The following is a 12,993-nucleotide window of genomic DNA, read 5'->3' on the forward strand; positions in this document are numbered from 1 at the left end:
TTTCACGCTCCTGATGACGCCTCGGAACATTAAACATGCGAAGTTAACTTTTGCTCAGTAAGTGAAAAAAACAAAAAAGGCCCTCAAGGCCTCTTACGATCAATGATGAAATGAAACAGCAAACCCCTGTTCACGCCAGTGATCGAGCTGTTCCTGCTGGCGAGGTGTGGGGGATTTCCCCGTCCAGACGAAGATTTTTTGCCCCGGGAACAGTTCAGGACGCGGTGAATCGATGGGTTCAGCCAGCACGTCAATATGCCAACCCTTCTGTGCCAAACGCGCGGCTTCAAGCCACAGATGCGTTCGGTCGTCGCATTCCCAGCCAATCAGGAGCGCGTCTTTACCGCCTTTTTTGCGGGACTCCGCCAGGCTTGCAACCGCGAATTCAATCAGTACGCCGTCAAACAGACTCGCCATGTGACGCACGGTATTTTGGTCCTGGTTCATTCGCTGTCGGACCGGAGAAATAATGTTATCAATCAGCGCATCCATCGCATGATCGCGGCGGAACTCGCCGATTTTGGCGCGCAGTTTACCCGGGCTGGCGTAACGCAGAACCGTCATCATCTCTTCCTGGAAAGAGGCCCAGTTGCCCTGCGTCAGCTCTTCTTTATTTTCCAGTAACGCTTTGACTTTTCCGACCGAGACGCCGGTTTTCATCAGGCGCTTGATCTCTTCGATACGCAGGATATCCTCATCGTCAAACTGACGATGGCCCCCTTCGCTGCGTTGCGGCTTCAACAAACCATAACGGCGTTGCCAGGCGCGCAGCGTAACGGGGTTGATACCGCATCGTTCGGCGACTTCGCCGATACTGTAATAGGCCATTAACTCCCTCACGCTCAACACTTCCATACCTAACCGCACCAACCTTATCAGATTGTACAACGCATTTGTATAACCAACTCCCCGTTATGAGACAAGTGAAAGGGGTCAAATCCTTTCACTCGTTTATCTATTGTTGTCCAAATTTCTCTGTTCGTACAGTTAACTCTCGGGTGTCATGTACAGGTTTTTAAAAATCGTTCTTTTTTTCAGGCCAGGCAACAGCCGGGATCCCGCCCAGGCGCGGGCTGGCGAACAGATGCCCCTGAAACTGCGAAATTCCGGCGGATTCCAGCCACATCCACTCCTCAGCCAGCTCTACCCCCACCGCGCAGAACTGGATTTCCAGGGACGCGCAGCATTTGATGATGGCTTGTACAATCGCCTGGCGCGGGCCGCTTTTGTGCACGTTGGCTATCAAATCCCGATTAATCTTAATTCTGTCCGGCTGGAACTGCGCCAGCAGCTGCAGCCCGGCAAACCCTGCGCCAAAGTGATCGATCGTCACGCTGATTCCCGCGCTCTTTAACTGCCTGACTGAGTGCGTAAATTCGTCAAAGCGGGAGATCGCTTCACTCTCCGTGAACTCGACAACGATCTGTTCCGGCACAAAACCATTCGCTTCAATGACCGTGAGCAGGAAATCAACCGCGTTAGGCACGTTAACCAGCGTCATCGGCAGCAGATTGAGGGACAGCGTTTGGGTGTGTAGCCCCAGCGCGCTGGCCATCGACAGTGCCACCTGCTTGCTCTTCAGATCGGCCTCATAAAGCGCGTCTTGCGGCAGAGTCTGAAAATAGGCCGCAGGTGAGTCCCCTTCTGTTGTACGAATCAGCGCTTCCCAGGAGACAATCTGTTGCATAAAGGGATCGACGATAGGTTGAAACGCAAAGCTGCACTCTGCACCTTTTGCCACAACCTCTGACTGCGCGGATAAGGGCGTCTCTTCGGAAATAAATTCCCAGCTGTTCGCCGGAGGCAGTTCAAAATAGTTGGCTTTTTCGGTGGCCTCAACGAAGGTGCGGAAAAACTGCAGGGCACGGTCGTTATACGTTAACCGGTACTTCGTCGTCCCTTTATCAAGCACCTGCTGGAGCACTTCGTCTGTATCAAATTGACGCAAATCGAAAAGCTCCATACCCACATTGCCAAAGCGTCGGAAGGGACCGTGATCGCACATGAGTTCCACCACATTATGATGTCGCGGGTCACGGCAGATATGCTGATAGATGGCCGTCACATTATCAACTGGCCCTTCAAGTAACTGGAAAAAATGTGTGCCGTTAAACAGCAAGATCCCCGTGACATCGGAGTGCCGATTTTTACGATTTGCAGCAGCTACCATTTCTTCCAGCGCTTTCACCGGAACGTCCTCGCAGATATGACTGCGGTAAATGATGGTTGTTAGCATGCTATTCCTGGGGGTTTATAGGTTCGGCCACGAAAAGATCGTGGATAGAGTGTTGTTATAGCACATTCATTGCTTAACAAATAATTTACACGTCAATGATTTAGCGCATTTACAAAGCCGGGTTTTGGCGTTGTACAACTCTCTGAACACAACCGAGATTGTACAATATATCCTGCAACGATAGCGTTAAACAACACGCACACAACCAACTGATATTTATATAAATTATAAAATATATCAAGAAAAGTTTAAAAATCTGTACATTTTAAATGTACAGATTTGGAAAATATGTATACCTTAATTGTAACGTTACTGATTACGGATATTTACAGGAGCGAAACATGAACCAGAACGGTTATGTCGCAGATTCAGCAGCAGCAATCGCGCAGTACTTCGAGAAAGCCGCGCTACCTACTCAGCAGGAGACGCTGGGTCAGGTGGTTGTTGAAATTCTTAGCGACGGGCGACATCTCAATCGCAAATCGCTCTGTACCAAACTTTTAAGTCGTCTCGAAAGGGCTGAAGGCCCGGAAGAGGAACAGCATTATCACATGCTGCTTGGACTGCTTTTCGAACGGTAACCTGATGAACAGTAGTGACGCAGATCGTCTGATCGACCAGCTAATCGGTGAAGCCGTTCTTTCTCTTCTGAGAGAGCGTGGCCCTGTGACAACCGAAGGTCTCATCCAGCGACTGCGCAATATGAAAGCACATGAAAAGGATCCCCAGCGGCGGGAGACACTTGCGAGGGTGATTGCCGAAATCGGTTCAAATGACCTCGCCTTTAAACGTCGCAGAACCGCACACGGACGACCAAAAAGAGAGGGATCTCTCAAAGAGAGTCGAGACAATGTAGTGCCGTTATTTGGTAATGGAAAACCGTCCGATCCAAAGAAGATACATTGACTGCAACCATACAGCTACGGTGAGAACAAATGAGACAAAATATTCAGCTTCAACCCGAATTTCATTCTGCCTTTCTAGACAGTGCATTATCGGAGTACTTCCGTCATGCAGGCGAACGTTTTGCTGAAGAGTCCGCTGTTTTTTCTACTGCAGTACGCTGTGTCCTTGCCTCTGAAGGGCATCTGACCAATAAGGCCATTATCCTTTGGCTGATCCAGACGCTGGAAGCCACTGACGATGTCGTTCAGGCGGATGTGATCCGCAAGACGCTGGAAATCGTCGTCGGCTACACCATGGACGATCTTTGACCCCCTCCTCACAAAAAAGCGAGCATGTCATCGTCAATTCTGACGAACAGCCTGACGATGACACGCCGCTCGTCGATAACTCCCTGTAAATCAAGCGCAAGTAATGTGGCATGGATCCTGCTTAAGCCAATAAGGGACTGGGCTTTCCAGTTAAACATTGCTTCATTTCTTAACAGGTCTGTTATTGATGAAAAAAATCGCCAGCGTCTGCCCGTACTGCGGTGCAGGCTGCAAACTTAACCTCGTCGTTGAAAATAACCGTATTATCCGAGCCGAAGCAGCAGACGGCGTCACCAATCAGGGCACACTTTGCCTGAAAGGATTCTACGGCTGGGATTTCCTTAACGACACCCGCCTGCTCACCCCCCGCCTGACGCAGCCCATGATCCGCTACCACAAAGGAGAGGCGTTTACCCCCGTCACCTGGGAAGAGGCCATTCGCTATACCGCCCACAGGCTCAAGAGCATCAAAGAACAGTTCGGTCCACGGTCAATCATGACTACCGGCTCCTCGCGAGGAACGGGTAATGAGACCAACTATGTCATGCAGAAATTCGCCCGTGCCGTGCTTAATACCAACAACGTCGATTGCTGTGCGCGCGTCTGCCATGGCCCTTCGGTTGCCGGTTTGCAGGAGACGCTCGGTAACGGCGCCATGAGTAACTCAATCAACGACATTGAAAACTCAAAATGCCTGCTGGTGTTCGGCTATAACTGCGCAGACTCTCACCCTATCGTCGCCCGGCGCGTGCTGAAAGCGCGTGAGAATGGCGCAAAAATCATCGTCTGCGATCCGCGGCGCATTGAAACAGCGCGCATTGCCGATCAGCATCTTCAGCTGAAAAACGGCAGCAACATGGCGCTGGTGAATGCCTTTGGCTATGTGCTGCTGGAAGAGGAACTGTACGACAAAAACTACGTCGCACGTTTTACGGAAGGGCTCGAGGCGTACCGACAGATCGTCAAAGATTACGCGCCAGAGCGCGTGGAGCATCTGACGGGCATCCCCGCGCGCGATGTGCGCCAGGCAATGCGCACGTTCGCGGCGGCACCGTCAGCGACGGTAATGTGGGGGATGGGTGTTACCCAGTTTGGTCAGGCGGTCGATGTGGTGAAAGGCCTTTCCAGCCTGGCGCTGCTGACGGGCAACCTGGGCCGTCCGGCGGTCGGCGTTGGCCCGGTGCGCGGGCAAAACAACGTTCAGGGCGCGTGTGACATGGGCGTTCTGCCCAATATGTTCCCCGGCTATCAGGAAGTAACGGACCCGGCGGTCAGACAGAAATTTGCCGATGCGTGGAAGATAGACGTCAACAGAATGGACGATCGCGTCGGGACGCGCATCACCGAAGTGCCGCATCTTGCGCTGGAAGGTAAGGTCAAAGCGTATTACATCATGGGGGAAGATCCGCTTCAGACAGAAGCCGATCTCGGCCTGGTCCGTCGCGGTTTCGACGCGCTCGATTTCGTGGTGGTTCAGGACATCTTTATGACCAAAACGGCGGAAGTGGCGGACGTGCTGTTACCGGCCACGTCATGGGGTGAACACGGCGGCGTCTTTACCTGCGCCGATCGTGGCTTCCAGCGTTTCGGGAAAGCCATTGAGGCCAGCGGCAACGTGAAGCGCGACTGGGAGATCATTAGCCTGCTGGCGACGGAGATGGGCTACCCGATGCATTACGACGACAACCAGCAGATCTGGGACGAAATGCGCGAACTGTGCCCGCTGTTCTACGGCGTGACCTACGCAAAAATGGGCGAGATGGGCCATGTTCAGTGGCCGTGCCCGACGCTCGACCACCCCGGTACGCCCTACCTGTACAAGGACAATCAGTTCGACACCCCAACGGGCAAAGGGCAACTTTTTGCTGCCGCCTGGCGCGCGCCAGCGGAAACCCCGGATGAGGATTACCCGCTGGTGCTGTGCACGGTACGCGAGGTGGGGCACTACTCCTGTCGCTCCATGACCGGAAACTGCGCGGCGCTGCAAAGCCTGGCCGACGAGCCTGGACGCGTCCAGATGAACCCCGCCGATGCCCATAGACTGGGAATTGCAGACGGCCAACTGGTCTGGGTACGTTCACGCCGGGGTAAAGTGATAACCCGCGCCAGCATCAGCGAACGCATCAATGCCGGAGCCGTCTACATGACCTATCAGTGGTGGATTGGCGCCTGCAACGAGCTGACCCAGGATAACCTCGACCCCGTCTCCAAAACGCCGGAAACGAAGTATTGCGCGGTGCAGCTGGAGGCGATTGAGGATCAGCGCTGGGCCGAAGATTTTGCGGCGTCGGCCTACCAGTCCATGAAGTCGCGGTTAATCAGTGCGGTAAACGTGTGAATGTACTGCCGGGCGGCGCTACGCTTGCCCGGCATATTCTCTGCAGCAATATCAAATTACCGCTCATGCATAATTATTTTCCAGGTAATCGCGCAGCGGGTTTGGCCGACTCTTTTTCTCCATTAACCTTCTGAGCAGAACGATCAACTCGTAATCACTGCGCAGGTTAAACTTCTGCATCATCATATATTTATGGGTAAAGACCGTTTTATCACTCATCTTTAATATGTTGGCGGTCTGCACAACCGAGTGTCCCTGATAGAAATTCACCATAATTCGAATCTGTTGCGGTGACAGGACTTTATGTTGGCATTCGAAACAGGATTTTTTATTCCAGGCGTAGCCCGGTAATTGCGCCCTGAACAAGGCGATAAACAATGCCCCGCTTATACGATCGAGCGAAGCGCGGCGAGAGAGAAAAATAATGTCCTGAAAGCAGGAGGGCAACGCGGAAAAACGGTGCTCATCATCCACCAGACCTATCACAATCCCTTTTTCCCGGACCTGTAATTCAGGAAAACAGGTCAGCGTTTCCCCCTGACAGAGCGAAAGGACAATAATATCCGCCTGAATGACGTTGTCCTCGGTCAGGCCAGCGTTAAAATGGATGGATCGATGAAAATTATGCTCAAAAAAATCTTCGAAAAAATACCGCAACCCGGCCTGAAAAAATAAATCCGTTTCCTGAATCAGGATATTCAACATAGTTCCCCCACGTCTCATGATAAATGCGCTTTCCGGCATTCAGTTGTATTGCATCGTCATCACAACAACCGCGCTGATGCTTCCCGGCGTCGCGCCACCGGCCTGGGATATCACCGATGCCTGCATGGGCATGCTGGCCGTTCGGTCGGCGGCAATATTTTGCGTCATGCTGGAGCCCGTTCCTTTGAGCGTGCCGGTCCCCGCCTCACGCATGGCCACCGCCACGTTCGTTGCCGAGCCGCTGTTCATGTAGTAGTCCGCCCCGGCAACCGGATCGGGGTTTCCGGTGAAGGAGACCGTCACGCTGCGCGTCCCCGCGGGACATTGCGTAAACTGCAGATTAAACGTCACTGGGTCGGAGGATGATCCTGGCGTCTCCATGTTTGTCGCCTGAATATTGCCGAGATTAATATCCAGCTGCGTATTCCCGCCATTAAATATGCAGGGCGAGGCCACAATATTTCCCGTCACGTCAAGATTCACGTTATCGGCGGAAAAAGCCCTCCAGCTCAATAAGGCGAGAAAGGCCAGTTTCTTGTGCGAGAGTTTCATCATTTACCTGCTACTGGTAGGTCAAATTAAGCGTGGCAGAGGCATTGGCCGCGCCGGATTCGACAGACGTTAACGTCTGGTAATATCGCGCCGTTAACGGCAGCGTCTCTAGTCCACCCGAAGATTGTTTTAATAGCAGGCGGCTATTCAGCACCAGCGGCGTGCCGTTATATAAAAGTTGCACGCCCACGCCTTTTGCCGTACCGGTCATCCCCTGTCCCGTTAGCGCCATTACGCTGGTATTGGTGCTGTCCGGGTTCTGAATTCCACCAAGCGAAACGCTAATATTGGTTCCGGGGGTGCAGGTTAACCCCAAATTTTGCGTATTCTGCGCGCCTGTGGGGGTGGTGCCGATCGCCGTGCCAAACGCTGAGGCGGAGATATCGCCGATGGAGAACGTCAGCTGAGGCGTGGTAATACTGCATGCAAGCGCGTTAATCGTCCCGCTGGTGAGCTGGGTCGTCAGGCCGTCGCGGTAGACGCCGTCGCTCCCCTGAAGCGTCACTACGCCTATGACTCCCGACGTTAAGGCACCTGACGATACCTGACCGGTGACCACCAGCTCAACTCTACCGCCGTACCAGTCAACATAAGAGGTCTGCGCATTATAAGAAAACGTATTGGTCGGATTTTCAAAGTAGTTATTCGAAGAAAAACGAATACCAATCCCGCTGATATTGGTGTTGTAAACATGGTTGCCATAGCTGCTCAACGTGGCGTTGTTATAGCGCATGCTAAATCCGAGCATTAATGGATTACTGCACCCGGTAAGATAGGATCCCGTATAGGTGGCCGCGCCGGAAAATATCACCGTGCCGACAGGTGCATCGCGCTGGACATTAATCGTGCCCACCGACAGCGTGGACACTTGCGGTGTTATTGTCGTGCAGGTCCCTGCACGCACGCTGTTATTCCAGCCGGTGAGTAAACAGAGCAGGATAATAGCCTGAATGAATTTCATGTTAATGCTCCTGGCGACACGTGGCACCTACGTCGGTTATTCCACTGTAGGTTGATTGTTTCGGCAGACTGAAATCAGCACGGCACTGTTGGCTGTCCTGGTTTCCCCAGGTCGCAACTAACGTCCCCTGCTCGCTCATGCCGGTTAAATACACCTGGCCGCGATCGCCCACAATGAAACTGTTGTTACGGTCACCCGCGAGGGTGACCACAGCCCCAAACGGGACGGGACGGTTGTTGTCTGTCAGGGTCATCAGCACCCGGCGTCCGACTCTGGAAAGGTAGTCCGCTCTCACCACCGCCCCGCGCGTCGGGGTGACCGTACGGGTATTGATCTCCAGCTCAACATCGTCAGGCATATTTTCCGGATCGAGGATGAGATCGTTTTTCCGGTACACGGACAAATTACTGACCACCGTATAACCGCGATAATCCGTACGTACTCCTGACTGATTTCGGATATCGACACCCCGCGCACCGGGCGCTTTTATCAGGGCATTCGTCTCACCCAGCGGCTGAGAAAGCGTGACGCCATCGGCGTGGGCGAGTATGCCCCCCTGCAGCCCGTAATTCAGACGCTCGCTGTTTTTGTCGTAGCCATAGCCCGCCGTCAGTTCGCCGTAGGTCCCTTTGTAATCACCGTTCATGTTGCCGGTGTAACCCACGCCGTTCGTGCCGTAACCCTGCTGCACGTTCCAGCTGAGCGCGCTGTTTTCCAGCGCAACGCCGTTCATGCCGATGTTGTGGGTGGTGCCATTATTCTTGCTGGCGCTCATGGCATAGTTGGCCCACGTCTGCGGCAGGAATTTATCCAGCGGCACGCTGACGTTGAATGCCAGCTGCTGGTCATGGTCATAGGTTTTCCCGCTGCCGTATGCCGCAGAGCTGGCATTTTTGCTGTATGTCCAGGTCACGCCGTAGCTGATGTTATGCCAATAGTTGTTGTATCCGACACTCCAGGAAGCCATCGACTTACCGGTGTTCCAGTAATTTTCCCGCGCCGCGCTAAGGGTCAGAGATCCGAGGTCGCCGCCCAGCGTCTGGCTCATCGTCAGCTCTGCGCGGTTACGCCGCCTTTCCTGAAGCACGCTGCTGTCTCCGTAAGAATCCAGCACCTCCTGCATCCCGTAATAACCGCGGGTTGAATAGCGGTATCCCGCGATTGAAAAGTTCGTCCCGGTATTCACGAAATTCTTGCTATACCTCGCGCGCAAGGACTGACCGTTGGTTTTGGCTGTGTTATCCGGCGTTGACCAGCCCTGCGTGACGTCTGCTGAGAGCGCGCCGAAATCGCCCATGTTCTTCCCCACCCCCAGCGCCAGCGACCGATATTTGCTTGAGCCCTGCACTCCGCCATAGAGGGTGATCCCGTGCTTGAGGCCATAAATGCCGGTAAGTTGCCCGAAAGGCGTGTTGTCCACGCCGTGGTTATAGGATCGATATTGCCCCCCGGTGAGGGCATATTTCAGACGGCCTTCGCGCTGCAGGACCGGTAACGACGCATACGGCAGTATGAAATGTTGCTCGCTGCCATCGGCTTCTTTGATCGTCACGTCCAGATCGCCAGCCCCTCCGGTCGGATACATATCCGTAATCTCGAATGCACCGGGTGCAACGTAGCTTTGGTAGATCTGATAACCATTCTGACGCACCACAACCTGCGCATTGGTGCGCGCGATACCCCGCACGACAGGGGCATACCCCTTCAGGGAATCTGGCAGCATGTCGTCATCAGAGGCCAGCTGAGCGCCGCGAAACGGCATACTGTCAAACACGTCAGCCGGTGCAGAACTGTCTCCAAGCGTCAGCTGTGCTTTCAGGGGGATCACGGCACGCTGCGCGTAGGTATAGACGGTGTCCCACCTGTCCTGACCGGAACCGTCCCGTGACCACGTGGAGTAATTGCGCAGCCGCCACGGACCGATATTGATCCCCGGACGCAGGTTGGCATACTGGCTGTCGCTGCTGTTGCCTTCACCGTGGTTCGCCCGGGTGTTCGCGCCGCTCAGGCTGTAATTGAGCATGGCCGCCGCGATCCCCTCATCCCACATCTCTGGCGACACATAGCCTCGCGCGGGCAGATCGATCGCCGCCTGTGGAATGCTGATCAGAAGGCGCTGAGCGCCAAACTGAAAATCGGTACTTGCTTGCGGAATGGCCTGAAGATCCGCGCAGTCACTTTTTCCCGAAGCAAGCTGAGGAAATAGCGCGGTTTTCACTCCCCACTGTTTTAACTGGTCGATGCTCAGGCAAGGCTGCAATATCTCATTACCGTCGTCGCTTTTAACTGCGGCAAAGGCGATATCGCGGGTCTCCATTAACTGGTCGTCAAGAATGATGTCAACATGGTACGTTCCCGGTGCCTGAGAGCCTGTTTCAAACGCCGACAGGTCTGCTTTGCCCATACCTGGATTATCCAGCTCAACCAGTTCCGTATTAAACGTTTCACTGGCATAAAGTGCCGGTGATGAACCGGCAAGTGCGCAGGCGATTAATATCGCCAGACGAGCAGGCCGTATCCTATGCGTCGATGTTGTCATTGCAGGAAACCTAATGAATGCACGAACATCAAAAACTGGCTTGATGTGCGGTGCCAGGACTGCCATAGTCATTAATGACTTTAAATGTGAGAGAATGCCCACTCACCCCTTCAGGTAATGAAAACCGGGCTGATGCGCCGGGTAAAACATAGGTCACATCATCAAGTTTTCGCCCGCCCAGGGTAATCTCATTGAAATTGATCACGTAGGGCGTGGGATTATTCACCTGAATCGCATTCCCGGATTGTTGCCACGTTAATTTATTCGCTTGTTCTTCCGGAGTTGACGCACGCAGACCTTCAGGCCGATAAATTAATTTAATCCGCGTCTTTACCGCAATTTGCAGGGCGTTCATCTGTTTTGAGGCTGAGGGAATCGCTTTAATATTCAACCAAAATAAACTTTCCTGCTCCTGAGGTAGGGAACCCGTCATTACAATACGCTCAAGGTTTTTTTGTCCACCGTCTAGGCGATACAGCGGCGGCGTAATAATAAACGGCGTTTTACCCGCCCCCCCATCCTGCATATCTATCCATGACTGGATTAAATAAGGAGTAATGTCAGGGTTAGTAATATTGATTGTGGCTTCTTTCTTCGCACCCTCGAAAATAACGCGCGTACCACCAATAATCACCCCGGCATTGGCCGTCGTTAATGTCAACGGTAACAGCGCCATCGCCAGTCCTGTTGTTCTGATAAAACGCATGGTAAAAACCTCGTAAAACAAAGGGGCCGGGTTGGCCCCCTACTGATTACTGCAAAAACTTAGTTGTAAACCACGGAGAAGTTCGCGACCGAGTTTGCCGGACCGGCAGTGACTGATGAGGCGGTCGAAATATACTGCGCATAGAAGTTCAGCGTATTATCTGCGGTGCTGCTCAGTGCATAGGAATAGCTGTTGCTGCCATGCAGAGGAAGATCGGCCTTATCGGCGCTCATCAGGTTGATTGCCACCCCTGTTGCCGCCCCCGCCACCGAGGAGTCAATCGCCAGCAGGCTGGCGTTGCTTAAATCAGGCGTACCGTCAAAGCGCACTTTCGCGTTAGTCACCGTGACCGGACAGTTTTTCAATACAATACTGAATTGTGTGGCAGCGGTTCTGGCTCCCGTTGTCGGGAATTCAGTTTTATAATAATCGCCCAATACGACGACCTGGTTCTGAGACGCCACATCAACGTCGCAGGCGGAATCCAGAATATTACCGTTAAAATTAACGGTACCCGCTGCAGCAAAAGCCTGCGTCATCGGCAGTGCAGAACTCACTGCCAGCATTGCCATCATCATTTTCTTTTTCATAATATCCAACCCTGTATCACTTTATTTATTACTGAAATCCGGGCAAACGTTCCCCACAAGTTTCAATCAACCTGAGCGTTGCCTTTTATTTTTTGTCAGGAACCCGATAAATGACTCACGAATAGAAATATGAGCACTCCTGTCGACGAGTCAAAATTTAACCAACTCTTATTCAGCGCACAATCTATTTGAGGTCTAGCTGTAGACTTTCATTTAACAATCACGAAACATTTCTTTTTAGATAAACCTTAGACAGATTATTCATGGGTCTACTTTTAGACTCTTAATACAAAGCCTTTAAATTCATAAGATTAGATTTTATACATCCTCCAGTCTATTATTAGACCTGCTTCGGTCATTCCCTGAGATGCTGTTTTTTAAGATAATTCTCTATGCCGATCAAAAAATGATCGCATGAGTGAATGAGGCATCTGATGAATACACGAATGGCTATAGAATGTAGTAAAGACAATTCCACCGTGCTCCACCTAAAACCCTATAAGCACATTGAAAAAATTATCGATACCCTACTTCCTTCAGCAGAAAGGAAAATACTGTCCAGAGGGGAAGTGGTTCACTATTATAAGAGCGATATTCGCCAGTGTTTTTTACTGATCCAGGGGAGCGTGGCCTTACACCGCCGTGGAGATGGTATTGTCTTAAATTCTGAATCAGCGCCCTTTGTTCTGGGTGTAAGCAGCCAGTTCTCCTCTGAGCATCTTTATGTCAGGGCGCTGGAAACCTCCGAAGTCGCGGCAGTGTCGCTGGAGCGTTTTAATTGCATCGTTGCGCAGCAAAATCTGTGGGAGCATTTTTCTAACCTGCTGATCTATACCGCCTCACGCGTCTATGAGCACTGTGCCCAGATATCGCAAATGTCGGCTTACGACATTATCCGCTTTCAGCTTGTTGAGCTGATGCAGGAGCCTGAGGCGATAAGGCTCAACACGACCGCTGCGGCCTATATCAAAAGCCGCACCTATCTTTCCCGTAGCGGTATTATGCGTATTCTGGCGGAGTTACGAACGGGTAAATACATCACTATGGTGCGCGGCGTGCTGATGGATATCCATCACTTACCCCGAAAGTACTGACCTTACATTTATATCTGGAGAAGGTGGAGGATAAGAGCGACACTATAATCAGTCCGGT

General features: G+C 52.4%; 14 protein-coding genes. 5 read left to right on the forward strand and 9 right to left on the reverse strand.

The window, feature by feature from the left end:
- Positions 1-99 precede the first annotated feature (99 nt).
- Positions 100-828: a MerR family transcriptional regulator gene (locus tag HV355_RS14740; RefSeq protein WP_108416834.1), complete on the reverse strand. Its 729-nt coding sequence runs from the start codon at positions 826-828 to the stop codon at positions 100-102.
- Positions 829-1,015: 187 nt separating this feature from the next.
- The gene (locus tag HV355_RS14745; RefSeq protein WP_182402441.1) at positions 1,016-2,236 is read right to left on the reverse strand and encodes a diguanylate phosphodiesterase; all 1,221 of its coding nucleotides are present in this window, start codon (positions 2,234-2,236) and stop codon (positions 1,016-1,018) included.
- 341 nt (positions 2,237-2,577) lie between these two features.
- On the opposite strand from HV355_RS14745, the gene ycgZ reads away from it, so the two are divergent.
- Genes ycgZ through HV355_RS14760 form a run of 3 tightly spaced genes read left to right on the forward strand, consistent with a single transcriptional unit; the run spans position 2,578 to position 3,450 of the window.
- The gene (gene ycgZ, locus HV355_RS14750) at positions 2,578-2,817 is read left to right on the forward strand and encodes a regulatory protein YcgZ (RefSeq protein WP_010430219.1); all 240 of its coding nucleotides are present in this window, start codon (positions 2,578-2,580) and stop codon (positions 2,815-2,817) included.
- A 4-nt stretch (positions 2,818-2,821) separates the two neighbouring features.
- Positions 2,822-3,142 (forward strand): hypothetical protein, encoded by a 321-nt coding sequence (locus HV355_RS14755; protein WP_182402443.1) that lies wholly within the window; start codon positions 2,822-2,824, stop codon positions 3,140-3,142.
- Between the two features lie 29 nt (positions 3,143-3,171).
- Positions 3,172-3,450 (forward strand): biofilm development regulator YmgB/AriR family protein, encoded by a 279-nt coding sequence (locus HV355_RS14760; RefSeq protein ID WP_010430215.1) that lies wholly within the window; start codon positions 3,172-3,174, stop codon positions 3,448-3,450.
- A gap of 8 nt (positions 3,451-3,458) precedes the next feature.
- On the opposite strand, the gene HV355_RS14765 is transcribed toward HV355_RS14760, so the two are convergent.
- Positions 3,459-3,608 (reverse strand): hypothetical protein, encoded by a 150-nt coding sequence (locus HV355_RS14765; protein WP_159077883.1) that lies wholly within the window; start codon positions 3,606-3,608, stop codon positions 3,459-3,461.
- A 29-nt stretch (positions 3,609-3,637) separates the two neighbouring features.
- Here HV355_RS14765 and fdhF point away from each other — a divergent pair, with 29 nt between their 5' ends.
- Entirely contained in the window at positions 3,638-5,788 is a 2,151-nt protein-coding gene (fdhF, locus tag HV355_RS14770) for a formate dehydrogenase subunit alpha (RefSeq protein WP_182402445.1), read from the forward strand.
- 63 nt (positions 5,789-5,851) lie between these two features.
- Here fdhF and HV355_RS14775 read toward each other — a convergent pair whose 3' ends face one another.
- Genes HV355_RS14775 through HV355_RS14800 form a run of 6 tightly spaced genes read right to left on the reverse strand, consistent with a single transcriptional unit; the run spans position 5,852 to position 11,841 of the window.
- A complete protein-coding gene (locus HV355_RS14775; RefSeq protein ID WP_182402535.1) occupies positions 5,852-6,493 on the reverse strand; it encodes a LuxR C-terminal-related transcriptional regulator in 642 nt (213 codons plus the stop codon).
- 39 nt (positions 6,494-6,532) lie between these two features.
- Positions 6,533-7,045, reverse strand: a complete 513-nt coding sequence (locus HV355_RS14780; RefSeq protein WP_182402537.1) for a fimbrial protein — start codon at positions 7,043-7,045, stop codon at positions 6,533-6,535.
- 10 nt (positions 7,046-7,055) lie between these two features.
- Entirely contained in the window at positions 7,056-8,006 is a 951-nt protein-coding gene (locus HV355_RS14785; protein WP_182402447.1) for a fimbrial protein, read from the reverse strand.
- 1 nt (position 8,007) lies between these two features.
- Positions 8,008-10,545: a fimbria/pilus outer membrane usher protein gene (locus HV355_RS14790; protein ID WP_182402449.1), complete on the reverse strand. Its 2,538-nt coding sequence runs from the start codon at positions 10,543-10,545 to the stop codon at positions 8,008-8,010.
- A gap of 28 nt (positions 10,546-10,573) precedes the next feature.
- Positions 10,574-11,251: a fimbria/pilus periplasmic chaperone gene (locus HV355_RS14795; protein WP_182402451.1), complete on the reverse strand. Its 678-nt coding sequence runs from the start codon at positions 11,249-11,251 to the stop codon at positions 10,574-10,576.
- Between the two features lie 59 nt (positions 11,252-11,310).
- Complete coding sequence (locus tag HV355_RS14800; protein WP_100166943.1) at positions 11,311-11,841, reverse strand: fimbrial protein; 531 nt, start codon at positions 11,839-11,841, stop codon at positions 11,311-11,313.
- Positions 11,842-12,275: 434 nt separating this feature from the next.
- Here HV355_RS14800 and HV355_RS14805 point away from each other — a divergent pair, with 434 nt between their 5' ends.
- Positions 12,276-12,935, forward strand: coding sequence for a helix-turn-helix domain-containing protein (locus HV355_RS14805; protein ID WP_182402453.1), 660 nt, complete (start codon positions 12,276-12,278; stop codon positions 12,933-12,935).
- The last annotated feature ends 58 nt before the right edge of the window (positions 12,936-12,993 follow it).

The sequence above is a fragment of the Enterobacter sp. RHBSTW-01064 genome, from assembly GCF_014103035.1.
GTDB lineage: Bacteria > Pseudomonadota > Gammaproteobacteria > Enterobacterales > Enterobacteriaceae > Enterobacter > Enterobacter mori.

What these genes read in the sequence shown, in the direction of transcription:
- HV355_RS14780 (WP_182402537.1), bottom strand. Translation starts at nt 7,045, where the DNA reads ATGAAACTCTCGCACAAGAAACTGGCCTTTCTCGCCTTATTGAGCTGG.
- HV355_RS14795 (WP_182402451.1), bottom strand. Translation starts at nt 11,251, where the DNA reads ATGCGTTTTATCAGAACAACAGGACTGGCGATGGCGCTGTTACCGTTG.
- HV355_RS14765 (WP_159077883.1), bottom strand. Translation starts at nt 3,608, where the DNA reads ATGTTTAACTGGAAAGCCCAGTCCCTTATTGGCTTAAGCAGGATCCAT.
- HV355_RS14775 (WP_182402535.1), bottom strand. Translation starts at nt 6,493, where the DNA reads ATGTTGAATATCCTGATTCAGGAAACGGATTTATTTTTTCAGGCCGGG.
- HV355_RS14755 (WP_182402443.1), top strand. Translation starts at nt 2,822, where the DNA reads ATGAACAGTAGTGACGCAGATCGTCTGATCGACCAGCTAATCGGTGAA.
- HV355_RS14790 (WP_182402449.1), bottom strand. Translation starts at nt 10,545, where the DNA reads ATGACAACATCGACGCATAGGATACGGCCTGCTCGTCTGGCGATATTA.
- fdhF (WP_182402445.1), top strand. Translation starts at nt 3,638, where the DNA reads ATGAAAAAAATCGCCAGCGTCTGCCCGTACTGCGGTGCAGGCTGCAAA.
- HV355_RS14760 (WP_010430215.1), top strand. Translation starts at nt 3,172, where the DNA reads ATGAGACAAAATATTCAGCTTCAACCCGAATTTCATTCTGCCTTTCTA.
- HV355_RS14740 (WP_108416834.1), bottom strand. Translation starts at nt 828, where the DNA reads ATGGCCTATTACAGTATCGGCGAAGTCGCCGAACGATGCGGTATCAAC.
- HV355_RS14805 (WP_182402453.1), top strand. Translation starts at nt 12,276, where the DNA reads ATGAATACACGAATGGCTATAGAATGTAGTAAAGACAATTCCACCGTG.
- HV355_RS14745 (WP_182402441.1), bottom strand. Translation starts at nt 2,236, where the DNA reads ATGCTAACAACCATCATTTACCGCAGTCATATCTGCGAGGACGTTCCG.
- ycgZ (WP_010430219.1), top strand. Translation starts at nt 2,578, where the DNA reads ATGAACCAGAACGGTTATGTCGCAGATTCAGCAGCAGCAATCGCGCAG.
- HV355_RS14785 (WP_182402447.1), bottom strand. Translation starts at nt 8,006, where the DNA reads ATGAAATTCATTCAGGCTATTATCCTGCTCTGTTTACTCACCGGCTGG.
- HV355_RS14800 (WP_100166943.1), bottom strand. Translation starts at nt 11,841, where the DNA reads ATGAAAAAGAAAATGATGATGGCAATGCTGGCAGTGAGTTCTGCACTG.